At 43.6% G+C, this 21,723-nt stretch carries 5 protein-coding genes; 4 read left to right on the forward strand and 1 reads right to left on the reverse strand.

Annotated elements, in window-relative coordinates; all coding sequences use genetic code 11:
* Window positions 1–157 precede the first annotated feature (157 nt).
* From IPM34_11250 to scpA, 4 genes are read left to right on the forward strand one after another with little or no spacing between them, the layout of a single operon-like run.
* Entirely contained in the window at window positions 158–670 is a 513-nt protein-coding gene (locus IPM34_11250; GenBank protein MBK8956115.1) for an acetyl-CoA carboxylase biotin carboxyl carrier protein subunit, read from the forward strand.
* Complete coding sequence (locus IPM34_11255; protein ID MBK8956116.1) at window positions 660–1,691, forward strand: hypothetical protein; 1,032 nt, start codon at window positions 660–662, stop codon at window positions 1,689–1,691. Before IPM34_11250 ends, IPM34_11255 begins: the two co-directional genes overlap by 11 nt.
* Window positions 1,684–3,162 carry an acetyl-CoA carboxylase biotin carboxylase subunit gene (locus IPM34_11260; protein MBK8956117.1) on the forward strand — a complete coding sequence of 493 codons (1,479 nt, stop codon included), beginning with the start codon at window positions 1,684–1,686 and terminating at the stop codon, window positions 3,160–3,162. The genes IPM34_11255 and IPM34_11260 overlap by 8 nt, the downstream gene beginning before the upstream one ends.
* A gap of 7 nt (window positions 3,163–3,169) precedes the next feature.
* A complete protein-coding gene (scpA, locus tag IPM34_11265) occupies window positions 3,170–5,308 on the forward strand; it encodes a methylmalonyl-CoA mutase (protein MBK8956118.1) in 2,139 nt (712 codons plus the stop codon).
* Window positions 5,309–5,595: 287 nt separating this feature from the next.
* Here the strand turns inward: scpA and IPM34_11270 are convergent, their stop codons facing one another.
* Window positions 5,596–21,699, reverse strand: coding sequence for an HYR domain-containing protein (locus IPM34_11270; GenBank protein ID MBK8956119.1), 16,104 nt, complete (start codon window positions 21,697–21,699; stop codon window positions 5,596–5,598).
* Between the last annotated feature and the right edge of the window lie 24 nt (window positions 21,700–21,723).

Below are 21,723 nucleotides of genomic sequence, written 5' to 3' on the forward strand. Positions count from 1 at the left end.
AAAATAGCCCATTCCTGGTTAAAAAGATGGCATCAGGCATTGAAATCCGCAACTTAAGAATTCCTGTGAAAAGCAATAAAACGGCAGTAAAGCCATATATAAAAATTCATTACTCTACCCTTCATCCTTAGGCATTGTTATCTTTGCAGCCCTGACAATGAATGCTAAAAAGAATTCCGGTTTCAGAGTCCATTGTGATGGACAATCCTTCGATTTTGACATGGATCACACCAATTTATGTGATCTGCATAGTCTGGTAAATAATAAATACCAGTTACGAATCGAAAATTCACATTTCAATGCCCAATTATTAGAGTCTGACCCCCAAAATGGGATTATCAAGCTCAAAATTGGACGTAAGAAAAAGGTCATCAGAATTGAAAATCCACTTGCTCAGCTCATTGGAGAATTGGGATTCAACAAAACGCATTCCATGTATGACGATGCGTTGGTGGCCCCAATGCCTGGTCTGGTGCTCGATATATTGGTAAAACCCGGCCAAAAAATTGAAAAGGGCGATCATTTAATCACACTGGAAGCCATGAAAATGGAGAACATTTTGCGATCTCAACACTCCGGAATTGTCAGAGAAATTTCAGTTGAAAAATCTGATAAAGTTGAAAAAAATCAAACTTTGATCCTATTTGAATCGTCCGAGGATGCCCATTGATGAGATAAACTGGCCGCAACAAACGAAAAAGAGCTGGTTAAACCAGGTCCTTCAAGATAATCCATCTGTTGAGAATTTACTGAACGGTTTCAACGATCTCAATGCTATTCATCGCGATCCATTCTCATTTTATACAGATCTGCCCGTTGATTCAAAATTAAACATCGCATCACTTATGCCTGAAAAATGGCATCCGGGAACCTTGATAAATCTGGTCAATCTTGAACGTGCACAGAATCATTTGTCTTTGGCGTTGGATAACGGCGTCGAATATCTGGTGTTCAATGTGATTGAAAATCTGGATGCTGTTCAATTGGCATGGTTGTTTCAAAATGTGAGATTTGATTACTTTCAGTCCAGTTGGATTTTTCCCGACAAATTTGAGACCTATAAGCATCTACATACATTCCTCAAAAGCGAATTGAAATCATCCCAACGATTTATTAGCAATACGCAGAATATTTTTTCTTCCGGGATATTTGACAATGCACAATTTTCAATCTCCGATTTAAAATTAAGCCCGGCAAGCACCATTTTGTTAAATGCAATCAAATTGATATCGGTAGATTTAGGCCACGTAAAAAGTTTGACATTCAAATTTTATCTTCAGGATGATTTCATATTAAACATTGCTTTTCTGCGCGCCTTCCGGATTGTTGTCAAAAATATTGTTGATTTATTTGAAATTGATATTGATTATAAATTTGAAGGGAGAATAAATTCTTCATGCTTTAGCGATAACCAACATTATAATCTCATCGTTGCAAGCTCTATTTCAACATCTGCCATTCTGGGTGGAGTGGATTATTTGATTCCGGAACTGCCCTTTGAAAATGAAATGGATGTGGAATTGAAATGGAAAAAAACCAGCATCCATTTGCAACATATTCTGATACAGGAATCTAAACTAAATGGTTTAAGAGATCCTCTCGCAGGTTCCTACCATATAGATGATTTAACGGTGAAATATGCAAATGCCATATGGTCAACGCTGCAAAAAAAAATCAAGAATGATTCGTAAAATACTGATAGCAAACCGGGGAGAAATTGCAGTAAGGATTATTAAAACTGCAAAAAAAATGGGCATCAAAACCGTTGCGGTGTTCAGCGATGCCGATACACATGCATTACACACCCAACTCGCAGATGAAGCTTACCTGATTGGCGAAGCAGCTTCAAGAGATTCCTATCTGAGGATGGATAGAATCGCCGATGTAACAAGAAAAAGCGGAGCAGACGCCATACATCCGGGTTATGGATTTCTTAGCGAGAATCCCGAATTTGCAAAAAAACTTGAAGTAGAAGGGATCCGTTTCATAGGCCCATCCGCGCATTCGATGTTGCAAATGGGATCCAAGATCAAGGCCAAGCAACTTGCCAGAAAACTTAATGTGCCTCTGGTACCAGGTACTGACGAACCCATAAAAGATATAACATCAGCAAAAAAAATAGCAGAACAAACCGGATATCCTTTATTAATTAAAGCTTCTGCAGGAGGCGGAGGAAAAGGCATGAGGCTGGTCACCAAACCAGAAGATCTGGAAACACAATTAAAATCAGCTTCCAGTGAAGCCCTCGCTTCTTTTGGAGATGGCGCGGTCTTTATTGAAAAACAAATTCTAAGTCCCAGACATATTGAAATTCAAATTCTCACAGATCAATATGGAAATGGTGTTTATCTCTTCGAACGGGAATGCAGTATACAAAGACGACATCAAAAAATCATAGAAGAAGCACCATCGACTTGTCTTGATCCAATTCTCAGAGATAAGATGGGCACAGATGCCTTAAAGCTGGCATTGGCTTGTGGGTATGTTGGGGCCGGAACCGTTGAATTTCTGGTCGATGAAAACTTGCACTATTATTTCCTGGAAATGAATACCCGCTTACAGGTAGAGCATCCGGTAACCGAGATGATCACCGGATTGGATCTTGTGCAATTGCAGATTGAAATTGCAGAAGGAAAGACCCTTCCCTTTAAGCAATCTGATCTTCAGATCCATGGGCACAGCATTGAACTCAGAATTTGCGCAGAAGATCCACTCAATAATTTCCTTCCTTCCATCGGACAACTCCGAACTTACCAAATTCCAATGGGAGAAGGGATCCGGGTAGATCACGGATACCTGGAAGGCATGGAAATACCGCTGCATTATGATCCGCTGATCGCGAAACTCATTGTACACGCTAAAAATCGCAAAGAAGCCATACACAAACTAAAAACAGCAATTGAAAGTTACGAAATTGATGGCATCGAAACCACCCTCGATTATGGCACATTTGTATTGAACCATCCTGAATTTATTTCGGGGAATTTCGACACCTCGTTTGTTGCCAAAAACACGGATCAGTTTTTATCATTCATTAAAGATGATTGCGACAACGAAGCATACGCCATGATGGGCTTAAAAATCTATCTGGAAGAAATTAATAAAATTACGATTTCACCAACCAAGACTAAAAATTGGTATTCTCAAAGGAAAGAACTCTGAAGTCAAAATGCTTGAGCTAAAAAAAATATTAAGCAGGACTCTCCAAACGGATTTTGAAAATAAAATTCCGCAAGAACAGTTGTTCGTATCCGCAGAATCCATCCCGATATATGCTTTTGCCAGGGAGGTCGAATCAGACCCTCAGCATAAATTTTTTGTGTCGGGTATCCCCCCTTATCTCCGCGGACCCTATGCAAGCATGTATGTCAATCAACCCTGGACAATCAGGCAGTATGCAGGCTTTTCTAATGCAAAAGAAAGCAATCTATTTTACAGACGAAATCTCGCTGCCGGACAGAAGGGCTTATCTGTAGCTTTTGATCTGGCAACACACCGTGGGTATGATTCAGACCACCCCAGGGTAAGTGGAGATGTAGGCAAAGCGGGAGTTGCCATCGATTCCATTGAGGACATGAAAGTTTTATTCGATGGAATTCCATTAGGCGAAATTTCTGTTTCCATGACCATGAATGGTGCTGTAATTCCCATCATGGCCTTCTATATAGCCACAGCTTTGGAACAGGGAGTTGAACTCGGGAAATTAAGCGGCACCATCCAGAATGATATTCTCAAAGAATTCATGGTCCGCAATACCTATATCTATCCTCCTGAAGCATCCTTGCGCATCATAGGTGATATTTTTTCATATTGCTCCAGGCATATGCCAAAATTCAACTGCATTAGTGTTAGTGGTTACCATATGCAGGAAGCGGGTGCGGGAGCAGACATCGAATTAGCCTTTACCCTGGCAGACGGTCTTGAATATGTTCGGACCGGTATGGCAGCCGGTTTGGATGTCGACGACTTTGCACCCCGGATTTCTTTTTTTTGGGGAATTGGAATGAATTTCTTTATGGAAATTGCCAAAATGCGTGCAGCACGTAGGCTTTGGTCTGAGCTTATCGCTGAATTGCAACCAAAAAATCCAAAATCGCTGGCTTTAAGAACTCATTGCCAGACTTCCGGATGGAGCCTGACCGCTCAAGATCCATTGAATAATATTTCCAGAACAACCATTGAAGCTTTATCTGCAATTCTGGGAGGAACGCAATCATTGCACACCAATTCACTGGACGAAGCCATTGCGCTGCCTACGGTTTTTTCAGCAAAAATCGCCAGAGATACACAAATATACCTTCAGTCAAAAACGCTCCTGACTAAAGCTGTGGATGCTTTTGGCGGATCGTATTATGTCGAATATCTCACAACACAATTGTACCATCGGGCGAAAATCCTGATACGCGAAATCGAAGAGGAAGGAGGCATCACCAAGGCCATTATGAAGGGCCTTCCAAAAATGAGGATTGAAGCTGCGGCTGCAAAAAAACAGGCGGCAATCGATTCTGGAAAAGAACAAATCATTGGTGTCAATGTATTTCGCTCTGAAAGCAAAATGGACTTTGATATACTCGAAATAGATACCGATTTGGTAAAGAAGGAACAATTGGCACGACTGGAACAAATCAAAAAAACAAGGGATGCGTCTCGCGTTGAATTAACTTTGCAACAACTCGAAGATGTTGCCCGCAATCAGCAAGGCAATATTCTCGAAAAAGCAATTGAAGCGGCCAAAGCCCGTGCAACTCTGGGTGAAATCAGTTATGCTCTGGAAAAGGTTTTTGGCAGGTATGTTGCACAAACGAAAATAGCTACCGGCGTGTACCTCAGAAATTTTGCCAATACAGAAATCATCGATAAGGTGAGATCCCTCTCAGATAAATTTACAGACCTGGATGGAAGACGGCCCCGAATTCTGGTAACCAAACTTGGGCAGGATGGGCATGACCGGGGTGCAAGAATCATCGCCACAGGTTTTGCCGATCTGGGTTTTGATGTCGATATGGGCCCTTTATTTCAAACACCCCCGGAAGCCGCAAAACAGGCTATTGAAAACGATGTTCACATCATTGGAATTTCAACACTTGCTGCTGGTCATAAAACGCTGCTCCCGGAATTGATCCAGTCATTGCGTGCTCAAAACGCATCAGACATCCTTGTTATAGTGGGTGGTGTCATCCCAGATGCAGACATTCCATTTTTACTGGAATCAGGTGTTTCTGCCGTATTTGGTCCCGGCACTTCAGTAACCGAAGCTGCCATGAAAACACTGGAAATTTTAATCTCAAAAAATTACCCTGGAGTCTAATTCTTCAGCTCAAAAAAGATTGCGCCAGTTCATTTGGTATATGCAGGTCCAGTATTTGCTCTTTGGAAATGAATAGTGTTCCGGTCTGAAAAAGAAAAACAGTTAATCTGTTCACCCCTGAGTTCCAAAAAGAATTTCGTTAATTTATAAACTTCCACTTCCTCTCAATTTCAAGGCAAACATTCACATTTAAAATCTCCATCGAAACAAGACGATGCTTCTCTTGAACATAAAAAAAAGCCTTCCCGAATGGGAAGGCTTTTTTTATTCATTTCTAAGCCTGAAGCTTATTTCAGTTTTGTCATTCTCTTTGTTGCTGTATGATCAGCAGCATCTAATTGATAGTACAATACTCCGCTGGCATTGATTTCATCTTTGTCTATGCGGATTGAATTCAATCCCTTCACTCCTTTGATATCGTAAACTCTGATCACCTTACCGGTTACATCGTAAATGGTAAGCAGCGCAGGAGCAGCATTTGGCAATCTGAAATTGATAACAGTTTCCACATCAAATGGGTTTGGTGAATTCTGATACAACTCAAATACTCCGCTTTCAACAACGCCGTTATCAGTGCGTACGCCTAATTCAACTCCTCTTTCTTCAAGTTTAGAATTGTAAGCCTCAGCATAGGTTACATCGCTGGTGATCGCCAGAAGTTCAGTGATGCTTGAATTCTTCAGAGCCTTAAATGTGATGGAGAACAATACTTCATCTGCTTCAAAGCTTTGAGCTTCTCTGTTGTTCCAGCTGGTAGTGATCTTTCCAGCATCGATATGAGCCATACCGAAGTTGGTTTCATCCAACTGAAGTACTCCGGATTCAAATTTCTCAAAGAACATGGCAGTATTGTCAAAATTCAGTGTGAACTGGTATCCGATGATTTCAGTGAAGTTGCTAGACTTGAATTCAACAGTATAGGACTCACCGGCTACTAATTTTCCGGTTTCAATTTCCAGATTCAAGCGTTCTTTAGTTCTGGTCGTTGATGCCGTCACATTATTAGCAATCGCATTACCCGTTACATCACCCATTTTAACTGCAACAAAGTCCTCGTTATGTGTAGATGCATCTGGCATCTGAATCATTTTTTCGCGAGGAGCATTATACGGTACAGATGGATTCGGGAATACATACTCTTTTGGTACAAATGTCCAGGATTGAACTTTTGTAAATTCTGAATTAACACCAAGGATCAGTTTTCTGATTTCAGTAACATCAGATGCTGTAATAGAAGCACTGCTGTTGACATCAGCTGCAATGATCTTATAGGGCGAATTCAGATATTCAATACTCAGAATATGTCTCTGGATCTTCACGATATCCGCGGTAGATACTCCATTTACATGATTATCGTTGCGCAGTGGTCTAACCAGATATTCAGAAGTCGGTCCATAGTTCAAATCACCAAACATGAAGTGTCCATCTTTCTTTGTGGTAACCTCACGCATCATTTGAGCACCAACATACATCTGAACATTTGCAGATTCTGTTTCATCTCCTTTTTCAGTAACCAGATCACCGGTAATACGTCCTTTCTTCAATCCGTCAGGACAGATATCCTGATTGTCCTGAACGATTACAACCGTTTTACAGTAATCTGTATTTCCTTCTTCGTCTTCAACCCACATTTGAACATCAACTACCAATTCGTCATTCGCACCAGCGGCAACAAAGTCAGAACAGCAGATAGTAATGCTGGTCTTCGTTGGATCACCGTCAAAGTAGAATGCTAAATCATCAGCATCTGTACAATTATCAAAGCTTCCTCTGTCGAGGTCTTTTGCCCAAATGGTCACACAACCGCTGGTTGGCATTGGAACAGTGATGACACCAGTCAAACAGTATGGAGTTGGAGCTTTGCAGTCCTTCACTTCAAACAATTGACAAGTAATACCCACGTTTCCGCAACCATCTTCAACATGCCAGCAGATGTTGTGAATACCTATTGGATAAGTACCGCTAGCGCTGAATGGATCATTTTCATTATCTGCATATGGATTGTCGTGGAACAATGGTGTACGACCGGCAGCGAATTCTTTACGGGTCAACGGACCAACTACGGCATCTTTACCGGAGTATGCTCCTTTTCCATCGTTGAAGAAATCGATTTTGTATTCGTAGAATAACCAGTCAAGCGGGCTACAGTTATCAGTTGCATCAGCAGTGATGTTGATATGTCCGTAGCAAACTCCATTCGTTTTCACAGCAGGCTCACAATCGCCAACAGTGATAGAAACTACAGGTTTATCAGTATCGGTTACTTTAATAATCTGTAAGTATTCCCATCTTCCATTTTCAGGATCAAGACTAGGATCATATTGACACCAGTCAATAACAACCCACTTACGAAGAACCTTGAAGCAAGCATCTGGCTCGATGGTGAACACTTCATCGAAATGTTCAATACTGATCAATGAACACAGATCGTCTGCTCCGTTTTCAACAGTAGGTCTACCCAACAGCGGATTATCCGGGCTTAAATCTGCACCACAACCAGCGATGGTTGTTGCCTGACCTGTACAGTTTCCTGGCCAGGTAATATCATCATCAGAGTCACAATTGTCCGCACGGTTGATGTAGAAAGGATCGCAGTCAACCACCCAGATAGTCTGAGTTGCAGTGACGCTGATACCGTTAGGTCCGCGAGCCACAACAGTTCTGGTCAATTGACCCTGACCGCATTCGCGATTGTCGTTTACACTGATGGTTGGATTGTTTCCACAATTGCTTAGAACATATCCGTCAAATCCCCATGTCAGTTCGTGTTTGCGATCAGCGTGTGCTGTGTCAAACAATTGCTGATAATATTCACAAGCACGGTTCCATGCCGGTGGATTTGAAGGTGGTGCACCAGGAACAAATCCAGGATAGCCAGTAATATCATTTCTTACGCAATAGTTATAACATACCAAATCGTTGGTTACCACTTTCTTTCTGTCGCTCAAATCTGTAACTACTCTACCGAATGTAGGATCTGTAGGATCGTCCAGTTTATCAACATCAAACCAGAACCAACAGCTTACTACGATATTTGGTGGTGCTACTACAGTAGGAACTCCTTTGTCCTGAACTTCGATTTCGATCATGCAATCGCTAAATCTACCAAACAGGTTACCCGTTTGGTTCATTCTTGCAGGTGAAATCGGTCCAGCACCTGGGTCTACATCAAATACTCTCAAGACCACCATTATTTTCTGGTTCACATCAGAACAGCAGAATTTAATATGATCATCGAAATAGATCTGATTTCCATCCAACACTGCATTGTCATCACCATTGATGCCGGCACAGTTGGTTCCGTTATCAGCCTGGTTCGCATTGCTACCGTTATTAGTGCTTCTCAGGTGCTCCATGCGGATCGCTTTGAAGAAAATATGCGGTTTGCAATTGTCGAACGATCCATCGTTGATGTCTTCGGCAAAAATCTTTCCGAAGTTTTCTCCAGGAGATTGATTTCCACTGATACCCACTACGATGTTGCGATCACAAACTGCAGTTGGAGGAGTATTATCAATAACATTTACTTTTATCACTTTCTCTGTCTTGTTACCACAAGCATCTTCAGCAGTAATTACTACCGGCCAGATACCTAATTTCATATTGATAACAATCCAGCTTCCGTCTGCCTGCTGAATAGCCGTACCTGTCCAGGTTCTGACAGAATATCTTACTGAATCAGCACAGTTGTCGGTAATCCATGGTGAAGGTACTTCCCAGGTTCCATCGCAGGTCCAAGGTCCTGTACCTACAACCACTGTATCCGGATAAAGAATTTTTGGTCCTTCCTGATCGAGTACTTTGATTACCTGGATCCATTCAACAGGATTGATACCTGCTGCAGGAGGTAAACACATATTGCGCACTTTCCAGTAACGAAGAATTTCATAACCGTTTTCACAGATATCGTAAACTTCATCGTCGTAGCGGATTGAAAGGTTACAATTCTTATTGTTTTCTGTCAATGGTGTACCGTTCAAATGAGGAGCTCCGGTTCCATGCCATTTAACAACCTGGTTTGGTCCCCAGCAAGCTCTGGCATTTCTCCAGTTTGGATGCTCGTCGTAATAGATGGCCGTTGGAGATGGATGACCATTATTCACTCCACCATCGATACAATTCCAGCCAAGTGTTTTTGGCAACCTGTCGCCGCTCAGATCTCGTGCAAATGGATCTACGATTGAAGGATCACCACCAGTTGCATACCAATAAGCACTATCGAGCAGATATCCATCAACACAATATGGCTGTGGAATGATATGAGGTGTCACATCTTTATTGTAAATCTTCGCATCGCAACTCAAAGCAGGAAGATCGAGATTGTCGTAATTTCTTGGCCAGCTGATTGAATTGAGATCAAATCCTCTGACCCAGATTGTTTGCTTACACTGTGAACTGTTGCCCAATTCATTAGTCACTGTAAATGTCCTGTGAATAATGAATACAAATGGGAAGTCACAATCTTTTGCTTTCTGGATGGTATCGTCGTAATGAACATCGTAATCAATGATACAGCTGGTAATTGTTGGATAACCTAATGCATCCGGATCCAATAATGAATTACAATCCACTGAAAGATCTGGAGGACAAGTAATTCTCGGTGTGGCTTTGTATTCAACGAATACTTTACTCCAGCATTTATTTCCAGTTACAGGATCAATAACAGTCACTTTGAAGTATCTGCCAATATCTGCAATAGTAAATATGGTGCTATGAGTTTGGCCAGTGATCCAATCCTGTACGATCAATTGGAAGTTGTCTTTACAACCGTATTTGATACCAGCCAACAATTCGTCTGCTGTGATCTCTCCGCGGCAATCCGGACCTAAAGAGAAGTTGATTTCATCAACGCAAGCAAGGTCATTACCACTTGGAGTTGCTTCAATTACTGTAATCGTCCACATACACATCGTGCTGTTTCCAGCTTTGTCAGTAGCAGTCGCCACTATTTTGTGGCTTCCGATACCCAATTGAGTATTCAATGGTGGATTTACATCTATTCTAACGGAATCGCAATTGTCGTCCGCCCAAAGTGCCGGATTGATTTCGAGGAAGGCAAAGCAGTCACCACCAGGAAGATTAATTGAATAATCTTTGGGGCAATTGGTAAATACAGGTGCCTGATTGTCTCTGATGGTTACACTGAATTCACATGAACCGGTATTTCCAGACATGTCAGTCAGGGTATAAACCACTCTTGTTGTACCCACTCCAAAGAACTGAGTAGTCTTTGTACCTCCTGCAACTCTTCCACCAGTTGGTACCACATGTAACGGACATCCCGGAACAGGTATTGGAATGTATTCGACATCCACAGTACCCATACAGCAGTTATCCATCACTGTTGGGTGGATCCACATAAAGTTGGCACCGCATTGGTCGAGATCGTTGTTGAATGTAGTATCTCCTTGAGCGTAGGCTCTTTGAGAGATCACGGTCAATCCCCAGCTGTTTAATGTAATGGTTGAAGGAGTCGGAGAATTGTTTTCGATTTCCAGTCTCCATGTACCAGCAGCTGATTTTGGACATAAACCTGCCAAAGCCTGATCTGGTCTGTAGTTATTACCTGCTGCCAGATTCGCACAAACTGCATTGGCAACCAATGTGGCATCCAGATCAGAAATTCTGCTTGCGATGAAATTGGTCGAACCATTACAAGTTCCGTCATTCCACAACCTGATCCGTGTTCCATCGGGATGGATCAAAGTAGCCTCTATGGTAGCAAAATTTGTAACACTCAGGTTTACATTTCTTACCCATACATCGATAATCTTCGTTGGAGGATTTACCGGTACGTTAAGCGTAAACAGGTAACAACCCGGGCCGCTGAATGTGCCTGTATTTCCATTTGGCAATAAAGTATCGTTTGTTGCACACATGGGTATTTCGAGATCGCTTACTCTTACATTGAAGCAACAAGTATCCTTTTGTGCAGCAATTGTCTGAACAGAAGTAGTCAAACCATTTGCTGGGAATACATATTGTTGTAAGATCGGATTCATACGGCCGATAGAAGCTGGTTCGCATGCTTCTGCAAGTCTCCAGTCGTCAGCAATATTGCGATCGAAAATGCACCATCTGTAGTAAGAACCTCTGTTGGTGTTGGTAACACTTGTTCCACTCCAGCCAGCAGCCGTCATTGGAGGTGTACCCAAGCCAACGATATTAAATCCATTTGTAGTCACTGCATCCACATTTCTCAAACCTAAATGGTTGAGCACGTATCCGCGAGGAGTACCAATGGTAGTTTCAGATAAATTCATGTTGAAGAAGAACTGAGCAGGATTGTCGGGGAAACCAGCGATGGCAGCACCAACGTGTAAGGTCAGTACACCACCAGAAGGAAGCACCGGTCCAGGCATATTAGGCAGGGTGTAAGTACCTACCAAAGTTCTGCCTTCAAAGATTTGTAATGACAAACAACTTACATCAATAGCTGATGGACCGAAGTTTGTAATTTCTATATAATCGCCATTGACATCAGCAGGTGAAATGAATGCCGGTACAGGGCTTGTAGCGCCTACCAGCGTTCCACCTAATTGTTGAGTCACTTCGGTGATCAGTAAGATGGGTTGATCCTGTACTGTATAACAAACTTTATTCAAGCCTTTCGGGAAGTTGCTACCGCTTGCATCGCGAATACCTTTCTTAATGGTATCACCTGCTTCGTTGGTTATATCATAGAGAACTGCAGTGTGAGGACAAACATCCGTAACTGAAGTCGGAGCCAATCCCTGAACGTTATTGGTACCACAAACTCCCGGTGTATTAACCAGATCGAAATCTCCAGGACAAGTAATGACTGGAACATCCCAGTAATCGTTGACCACAACTTTGATTGTACAAGTATCTCTGTTGTTGCAAAGATCTCTTGCTTCGTATTTCAATATGGTTGTTCCAACAGGGAATCTGTATTGCGTTGGATTTGGTCCATAGATCTGCGTAATCACAATGCTATCGGATTGAGTACAGTTATCTGTAGCAACCAATTTAGGCACCGTTACATAAGCATCGCAATGGTCTTTTTCTGCATTTTGAACGATCGGTGGAGGACAGTTCAGGAATCTAGGACGCTCGTTATCGACAATAGCGAAACGACCCACATCGCTGGTCACATTACCACAATCATCTATTGCAAAGAAAGTCACATCGATATACCTGGTATTGCTGCAACCCAACACCCAATTATTCACATCGTAATTATTGGAGTAATTGATCACATCACTACACTCATCTGTCGTAGAGAAATAAGCTCTTCTGTTCAACCAGCTGATCAGTTCATCATCATTATTACCTGAAAGATTAGCACAACTTAAAGTTGTATCTCTTGCAGGAGTAACCAATGTTGGCGGTCTGGTATCGCGAATGATAAAGGAAGCTTCTCTCGTTGAAGAATTACCAGAACAGTCAATTGCTGTAAATCTGTAAACAACACTATCGGTATTGCTGCAACGATCGTATTCGCGAACCTGGTCGTGTTCAAAACGAACAGTTCCATTACATGGATCACCCAAAATAATGCCTCTTCCGTTTATTGCCAACCATGCATTCAATTGAGCTACGTTACCTCTTCCATCGCACTCTACAATTTCATTGGTTGGATTAGCTACCCAAACCGGAGGTGTAGTATCGCGAACGATGAATTTAGCAATGGAAGCATTTGAGATGTTACCGCAAGAATCAAGGGCATTAAACATGTAAGTAAGTATGCGGTTTTGACCACATGTAACTTCCGTACGCATTAATGTCGTATCCCAAACAAATATTCCATCGGTCAGACGGTTGATATCATTTTGTAATGTTATAGTATTCAGGCGGTCGAGAATATTCCATCTCAGATTTCTTGCATTAGGTTGAGGTTGATGCCATCCGGAAGCAGTCATACCTCCAAACATTACCACGCCTGAACCCCATAAGGTCTGAGCAAATACAGGCCTGTTGGCACCGCCGTTTTCGCGGATCATCACCACCATGGTTGGAGGTCCAACGATTGCATGTGCATAGAAGTTGCCAGTATAATTGGTACCGGTTGGTTGGTAAGGGCCATTGAGAATTGCACCTGAAGCAACCACACTGTTAATCAGCGTACTCGCTTGATTATACAAGATCTGAACACCTCCAAAACCAAGATCAATATTTCCACCTTCATTAGGCGCAGCATTCAGGAATAAGCGACCTCCGCATGCTACCCATCCTTCAACTAAGGTTCTGTTAGCATTCACAAACGCGTTAAATTCATCTGCACTTCCATCGCTACCATCCAGATAAATAAACCTGTAATTCTGAGAGAATATAGTTCCGGCAGGAGCATTGAAATTGAATTGATCCCAATTGCCAGCACCGAATATTTGATTCATCGAAGTCGTATAATCATCATATCCGGGTCCTCCACCCCAGGGCAGAGAAGTTCCGGTTACAAATGCAGCTCTTGCACCCGCAATCGGACCACAGCTGACACCACTGCAAAGGTCTGTAGCTCTGGCACCACCGTGATTGGCGATCCATACTGCGAATTCACGAGTATTGCCCAATCCATCGCATTCAACAACTGTATCTTTTGCAGCAGATGTAATTTCAGGAGGAGTTCTATCTACCACCGCAACAGTTGCCTGTGCAGATGAACTGTTACCGCAGGCATCAATAGCCCAGAAAGTAACCAGCGCAGAACCCGTATTGCGGTTGCAACCTCCGGTCAAACCGTTGAAATTATTGATATAGCTTACAGAAGTGAAACAAGAGTCTAATGCAATTCCATCTCCGTTCGATCTTAACCAGGCAGAAACCTGAGAATAAGGATCGGTAGTATTGTCGCATTCAAATGTTGCGTTCACAGGTCTGACATTCCAGATTGGTGGTGTTTGATCGCGCACCTGCAGTGTAAATGTGAAACTTGTAGAATTTCCGCAACGGTCTCTTACCGTAAATGTAACAGGTACAGGAGCACCACAATAGTTATTGATGATACCATTGAAGTTGTTGCTCCACAGCAAGTATGGTGATCCGTCACAAGCATCGGTTGCTATTGCACCCGCATGGCTGTCAATCCATTGGTACACTCTTGCATAAACATCGTTACCGCATTCGATGACGAGATTGCCACCACCAGTAACCACAGGAGGTGTAACATCTCTGACAGTATAATTAGCATAACCAACAGTCGTATTTCCACAGAAATCTGTAGCTGTAAACTGGAACACATAAGTTCCGGTTCCCGGACTGCAGGAAGACTGTCTGTCGAATATTCTGCTGGTGACTGTAACCGCACCGCAATTATCAGTTGCACTTGCTCCGGCTGCCCATGCAGCCATGGAAGGAGTAAGGTTTGCCTGACAATCAACAACGATGTTTGCTGGTAAATTCAGAACCGGACGAACCGTATCTGTATAAATATTTAATGTATAAGAATTATTACATCCGTTTGGATCATCTACGATATAAGTCACAGCATAGACTCCGCAAGAAGTAGGAACAAATGTTCCGTTTCCGCCATTTCCGGGATTCGTAACACCTGCGCCGGTAAATGTACCGCCAGGAGTTACAGGAATTAAAGTCACTGCCTGGCCAACGCAAGGATTCGTCGGAGTAATTGTGAACGAAGCATTTAATAAGGTTCCATCGCGGATCACAATCAGCTCACAAGTCGTTTCAGAACAAATGATCTGTGGATTTCCAGGAGTTGCAGGATTAGGTCCGGTAGATGGCCCGCAAGCTGCAGTTGTTATGTTTTCAGTCATACACAACTGGAAGTTCAAACCACCAGGAGGCACAGGGCCGTTGATGGTAAATGCTCCGGTTGCTCCATTCAAGCTAATAGCAGGTAATACAGCCGGATTTGTAGCCCATGTTCTGCTTACTGTACCTGCAGGATCATAATTAGGACTGTTTACTAACGGAGTAAAGACTGTAACCGGGTCATTTGCAGACCAACAAATCTCATTCTGTACACTGAAGTTAGGTGTAGGCTGCTCTGAGATCTGCAGACAAGCTGATCCTTGAGCAAAACATCCACCTGAAGTAGCACCGGGGACGGTGGCCACGGTATATGTAAAGCAGTAACATCCTGCCTGTGTATAAACCAAATTGTTACCCATGATCTGTGCACCCGCTGGTGGAGTGTTGGCAAATGACCAGGTTCCACCTGCAGAAGTTGCAGTACTTGCAAACAATACAGACAATGGAATCACACCACCCGGTTCAACAACACAAGGAATTTGTTTATTGGCAAGTGTAGCATTCGCCAGAGGTGCAACAATGATATTTCTGGACATCACGTTGGTACATCCATCAGGTGAATTAACTGTATAAGTAACTACATGAGTTCCGACTCCGGCAGTAGCAGGACAGAACACATAATTTGGATGTGCACCGGAAACAGAAACACCTTGTCCGGTGAAAACACCGCCAGGAGTACCTGTAACTAATGCGTCCAGATCTACACAAGCTGCATCAACGCAAATCGGACCAAATCCAGTCCAGTTTGGAGAAGAAGCTGTAGTTGTATTTGTAACTGTAATTGTCTGACAATATTCCTTGCGACATTCAACAAATGAACAGTTTAAATTATCGTAATGCTCCTGCATGCAAATGGTTGCCGTACCTGCACCAACTATAGTTACCAATCCTCCTGCAGAAACTGTAGCCACAGCTGCATTGCTGGTGCTGAATCCGCGAAGGAATAAAGTAGTTTGTGGATGTGGTAATTGACTTTCGAGATACGTTGGAATAATGTTGTATGAAATGGTCGGAACTCCGGGAGCCCAGCAAATTTCATTAGGTAAAGTAAACTTAGGCGTAGGTTCTTCGCCAACGGTCAGGCGATATTGCATAGTCGAAACACAACCTGGAGTAGCTCCTGGCCAAGCCCTAACTGTATATTGAACAACATAGCAACCAGGATCCGTATAGATCAGGGTATTTACACCATTTATTGCTCCTGTAATACCACCACCCAATGCGTTGGCAGGAGTTGAGATCAATGACCATGTTCCGCCTCTTGTTGCCGCTGGGCACAAGAAAGTTTCCATGTCAAACGTACCCATGGTATAGTAAGACTCAATATTGACCGGAATGAAGAATTCGCTAGCATTTGCAAATCCGCCATAAGTCTGAGCAGATCCCAGTCTTCTGGTCGCACAAGCCAGGGTAAAGTCATCTTCAGGACAGATTGCATTCACTGGCGCGTAAACCTCAACATTATGGGTCATTACCGCTGTACAACCAGCACCATTGTTTACGGTGTAGGTGATAGCATGTGTGCCAGGACCTGCAGCTGCAGGACAGAATTGATAGTTAGGGTGTGCACCCTGAACAGAAACCCCTGTACCTGTGAAAACTCCTCCGGTATTTCCGGTGATCAATACATCCAAATCAATACAAGGATCTGTAGTACAGAACTGATATGGGTTCGGGCGTGTCCAGGATGGATTCACCTCCACATTGGTTTGAGTGATATTCAACAATTCGCAATGCGTTCTGGAACAGAAATTACTTGGTCCGGCAGCCCCGCAAGCTGCATATTCCAGCGTTTCAGTTAAACAGATGTTGAATACGCCTGCTCCCTGGATCGTAATTGTAGGCTCCTGAATATTATTCAAATTAAATGTTGGAATGGGTCCTGCACCAGAAACTAAGGTCGCAGACCACAAATACGTTCTGTCAGATGAACCATTACCATAGGTTTGGCCTGTATAATTAGTAGCCAAAGTCAAAGAGCCGGGAATTCCATCCCAACAAGCTTCTTCAGCTAAGTCAAATTCGGTTTGTGGTTCTTCATTGAGGATGAGAAATACGTCATCAGACATTTCAGCACAACCTCCGGTTGCCCCGGCGTAGGCTGCAGGTACAGTATATCTCAACTGATGACAACCCGGGCCAGCAACTAAAATTTCATTTCGAACACTTGAAACACCTGAAATTACAGACCAGGTTCCACCTCTGGTCGTATTGTTATCTAAATAGAGTTGGTTCAGATCAAAATAGATGAATGGACCTGCACCAAAATCAAAATCGAAACATCCTAAAGAACGGTCATTAACTAAAGATGCATTTCTCACTTCGTGAACTTCGATCAACTGGCATGAGAATTTCATACAAGTTCCTTCGCCGGTCATGACACAGATTAAATGATAACCCGGACCTGCAACAGATGGATTGAAAGTTCCTGATGGATCATTTCCTGGATTGTCTGTAACACCAGGGCCTGACCAGTATACCTCGGCATTAAAATCGGGAGAATCTTCATCTACGGAAGGATCCGGATTGTCCAATTGCAGAGTAATACTTGTAACATCTTCACAAGTATTTTGAGGAATGGTGAACGATGGGTCACTGGCCGCATAAACCACCATTTCGAGTGTATCCGTTTCGATGCACTCAACGGGCTCATCGACTCCGATTGTATAAATTACATAATGGGTTCCTTCTCCGGCAACTGATGCATCAAATGAGGCTGTAAGTCCATTTCCGTGATCAGTTACGCCAGGTCCTGTCCAAACACCTAATTCACCACAAACCTGAGCATCTCCATTATTTCTCAAGGTATAATCTACCGTGTCATTTGCACAATAGGTTTGCGGACCGGTTATGTCTGCATGTGGTTTCTGACTAATATTGATGATTCCTGTACATACGATATCTGCAGGACAACTTTCTACCCGGTATTCATATTCTAAAGTACCGCAACCGCCGTTATAAACGATTCCGGTAACCATATCTCCAACAACTACGTTAAATGCTGGATTGTTGGCAGTAATTCTTACCAATCCATTTCCAGCTTGAACGCCTGGGTTGGTTATTCCACTGGTAACACCTCCAATATATGAAGATCCACCACCGCCACTTGCACCCCAGCCTTGGCCATGATCTGTGGTTGATGTTCCACCACCACCACCGTAGTAGCCACCGCCACCACCGCCGCAGCCGTGAGCTTGCACTGCTGTTCCGCCGTTTCCTCCCTGGCCTAAACTACCATGAGTCGCTCCTCTGACCAGCAATCCGGCTAAACCGCCTGCTGCCTGTGTACCACCACCACCGCCAATAGAATTTATGAATGATCCTCCAGGATCTCCTGTAAGTCCACCACCATTTCCACCGTCGGAATTACAAGCTGCACCACCACCGCCGCCGGCAACCAGCACGCGATTTCCTAAAGCAACGCCTCCAACTCTAACGTCGGAAGCACCACCTCCACCACCACCATTGGCAACTTGGCCGGCATCATCAAATCCACCATTTCCACCGCCGTTAAATCCACCAGGCGCATTCATATCCACAGCATCATCTTCAGCTCCCTGACCTCCTACGTAAATATTTATAACCTGACCAGGAGTCACAGCCAAGGTTCCGGAAGCATAACCTCCAAGTCCACCGGTTCCACAGAATCCGCCCCAGCTTCCTTGTCCTCCCTGAGCACCATAGGCGTCAATTTGAATTTGGGTTACACCAGCTGGAACAACCCATTGTTGAACACCTCCTGTGTAGTTAAATTCCTCCATTACATTACCAGAAATGGCATTGACAGTAAACTTACCGCCGAGAATGGCATCTGATTCTAGGAGATCACTAAAGGATATAGTAGCACCAGGTTCCAAACAAGCAGAATAGGTCTGCAAAGTACAGGTACCCGGTACGTGATTATCTATCTCAATTAAAGTACAATAAATCTGCTCACAACGCTGATCTCCAACGCTGGCACAAACTGTATAAGTGCCGGGGCCAGGGAAGCCATCGCCGTCAGAATCATTGGGTGTAAACTCTCCAGTCACACCGGTATCATCAACTCCACCTCCAAACCATCTGACATTGTCCGGAGTTAATGGATTTCCTGAAAGATCATTGGGATCTATCAAATTAAGCACCAAAGGCCAGGTATCCGTTTCACAAAGGATTCCGGGATTTCTAATGCCTTGAACTGAGGATTGTGGAGCAGCTGCCTGGAAGATGCGTATTACCCTTCCTTCTGATACGGGTAGGCAAATTCCAGTTGGATCTGATAAAGTCAATTGAATTCCATAAGTACCAGCAGGAATATTCGTATTTAAAATTGGGAAGATGAAAGTACTTAGTGGCGAAATAATAGGTGCTCCGCCAATTAAAATATTATTGTTAGGACCCGGACCTACTGGAACAGTGAGTGACACGATGTAATCTTGACATCCATTCAGAATCAACCATCTTAGATTGAAAGGTTCGTCTTGACAATAATCAGAAGCAAGATCCCAGGATATTTTTGGACATTCCCTGATTGTAATCTGGATCACATCACTTGGATTCGTTCCGCTGCAATCATTATAAGTATAAGTTATAGTTGCAACTCCGCAACCACCGTCGTAACGAGCTGCATGAGAATTACCCGGACCTGGAGGAGGTAAAAGATTCAATGCCAGACCTGGGGTGTTAGAAATGGTCCAGCTGCCACCTTCCGGTGCAGATCCCAATAATAAGGTCTCCAGATCCAACAACTGGTCTGGACACCAGCAAATTCCGAAATCATCTATTAAGAATGGTGCTGCAAAAGTTTGCTCAACCTGAATCACGCGGGTTAACTCCACATGGCAATCTGCGTCACCTACCGTATAGGTTACTGCATAAGCACCAGGTGCCGGTGGATTGAAAATACCTCCGCCTGCATCACAACGACCGGCTGTGAGCTGGTCGCCACTCCATTCGCCGCAATCAACACCGGTGATATATGCACAAAGATCCAATGGCAATTGGCTCATACATACCGGACCCGGGTTGGTCCAATGCGCATCCATAGGATTGGCACGAATATATACATTACAAGCAGCTAATACACCGCTGACGTTACCGCTGCAATCTTCTGCCCATACATCTATAGGTTGGATGCCCAATTCGGTACAATCAAAGGTATCCATTGCATTGTGCTCGATCGGGTCGGGATCGCAATTGTCTTCAGCTACTGCTCTGCCGTCAAACCAATCGGTAGGAACGGTTGCAAATGTATACTGGCAAGTTGCCAGATTGATAGCCATATCAAAGGTATCCATAGGAACGGGACAAGTAATATCATCCGGAGCCATGAGATCCTGGATAGAAATCACGTCGGGACAAGTCAGTACAACAGGTCCGTTGCCGTTACAATCTGTATATGTAAATACCACATCGAACATGGCTATTGGCGGACAGGTCAAACCTGAAGCGTCAAATGGGCCCGGAGGTGGATCTTGAATAATGTCTGTTGGGTCGATGATCGGATCGCAGTTGTCAGCGAACAGTGAGCTGTTTCTGAAATCCGGAATCGTAACCATACAAGCTGCATCTGCGGTAAGAAGAACAGGTGCAGGACAATTGGCCGGTTGCGCAACCGGTGGAGTATTGTCTGTGATATTGATAAGGAAGGTACAACAATTAGGTGGCATGGTTGGGCTTGCACCTCCTGGATTAAGTGGTCCGTTACCAAAACAATCCTGTGCACAGATACGGATGGTTAAAGTTCTGTTGGAAGGGCAGCCGGCACCGGTAACTGTAGGAAAAGTGTTGTTTGGTGCTATTATAGGTGCAATCACCCTTTGGCTGTAAGTATAGCCGGGACCGCCACAAATATCCATGGAAGAAATGAAAGGCCTGAAATCCTCAACCGTATATTGACAAACTGCATTCCAGTTTCTCGCCTGATCGGGAACGCAAGTTGGAACCGGTGCCGTCAAATCTCTTAAGGTAACATTGATGGTACCAAGGTTGGATACATTTCCACAGGCATCGGTTGTCTGATAGGTTACAGGAAGAGTTTGCGGGCTGGTTGGACAAGTCAATGTCAAAGGAGCCCCGGATATCGTAATATTAGCCAACAGCGTTGCATCGTCTGTACAGTTGTCATCCACAACCCCATTACCAAGCGTTGCCCTGATCATGGCTTCGGTTACCTGGCAACCGGCAATGACGTCAATAGTTCTGTTGATTGGGTTATCGACAGTTGGATCCTCAGTATCTTGGATTCTAAAGATGTCATTTCCTATAATAGAACATAATATATTATCTGCCGGATCGAGTGGATCGCCCAGATAGAAATATACAGCAACAATCTGTACTGTAATATCTGCATCTGCACAAGTAGAAGTTCGCGGCAAATTCAATAAGGTTCCAGCCAAAGGAGCCTGATCGTAGGAAATCAAGACCCACCCAGGGTTGGTTGTAACTGACCACCTGCCTGGTGCCCCAATTAAATCTGGCACGGTTGCATTACAAGCTCCATTGAGCGTACCCAGGAATGGAAATGCACCCACAGGACCTGTCAAAGTACCTGCTGGCCCGGGAGCGCCTGCCGGACATGCTGGAATCTGAGAGTATCCCAAGGTTGACATGCAAATGGAGAGCACCAGGGCTAACAACCAACTGCAAGACCGGAATTGGAATGTAGAATCGTTTTTCATGAGATTAGATTTACTGTTCATTTT

It is taken from the genome of Saprospiraceae bacterium (assembly GCA_016716185.1).
Lineage (GTDB): Bacteria > Bacteroidota > Bacteroidia > Chitinophagales > Saprospiraceae > Vicinibacter.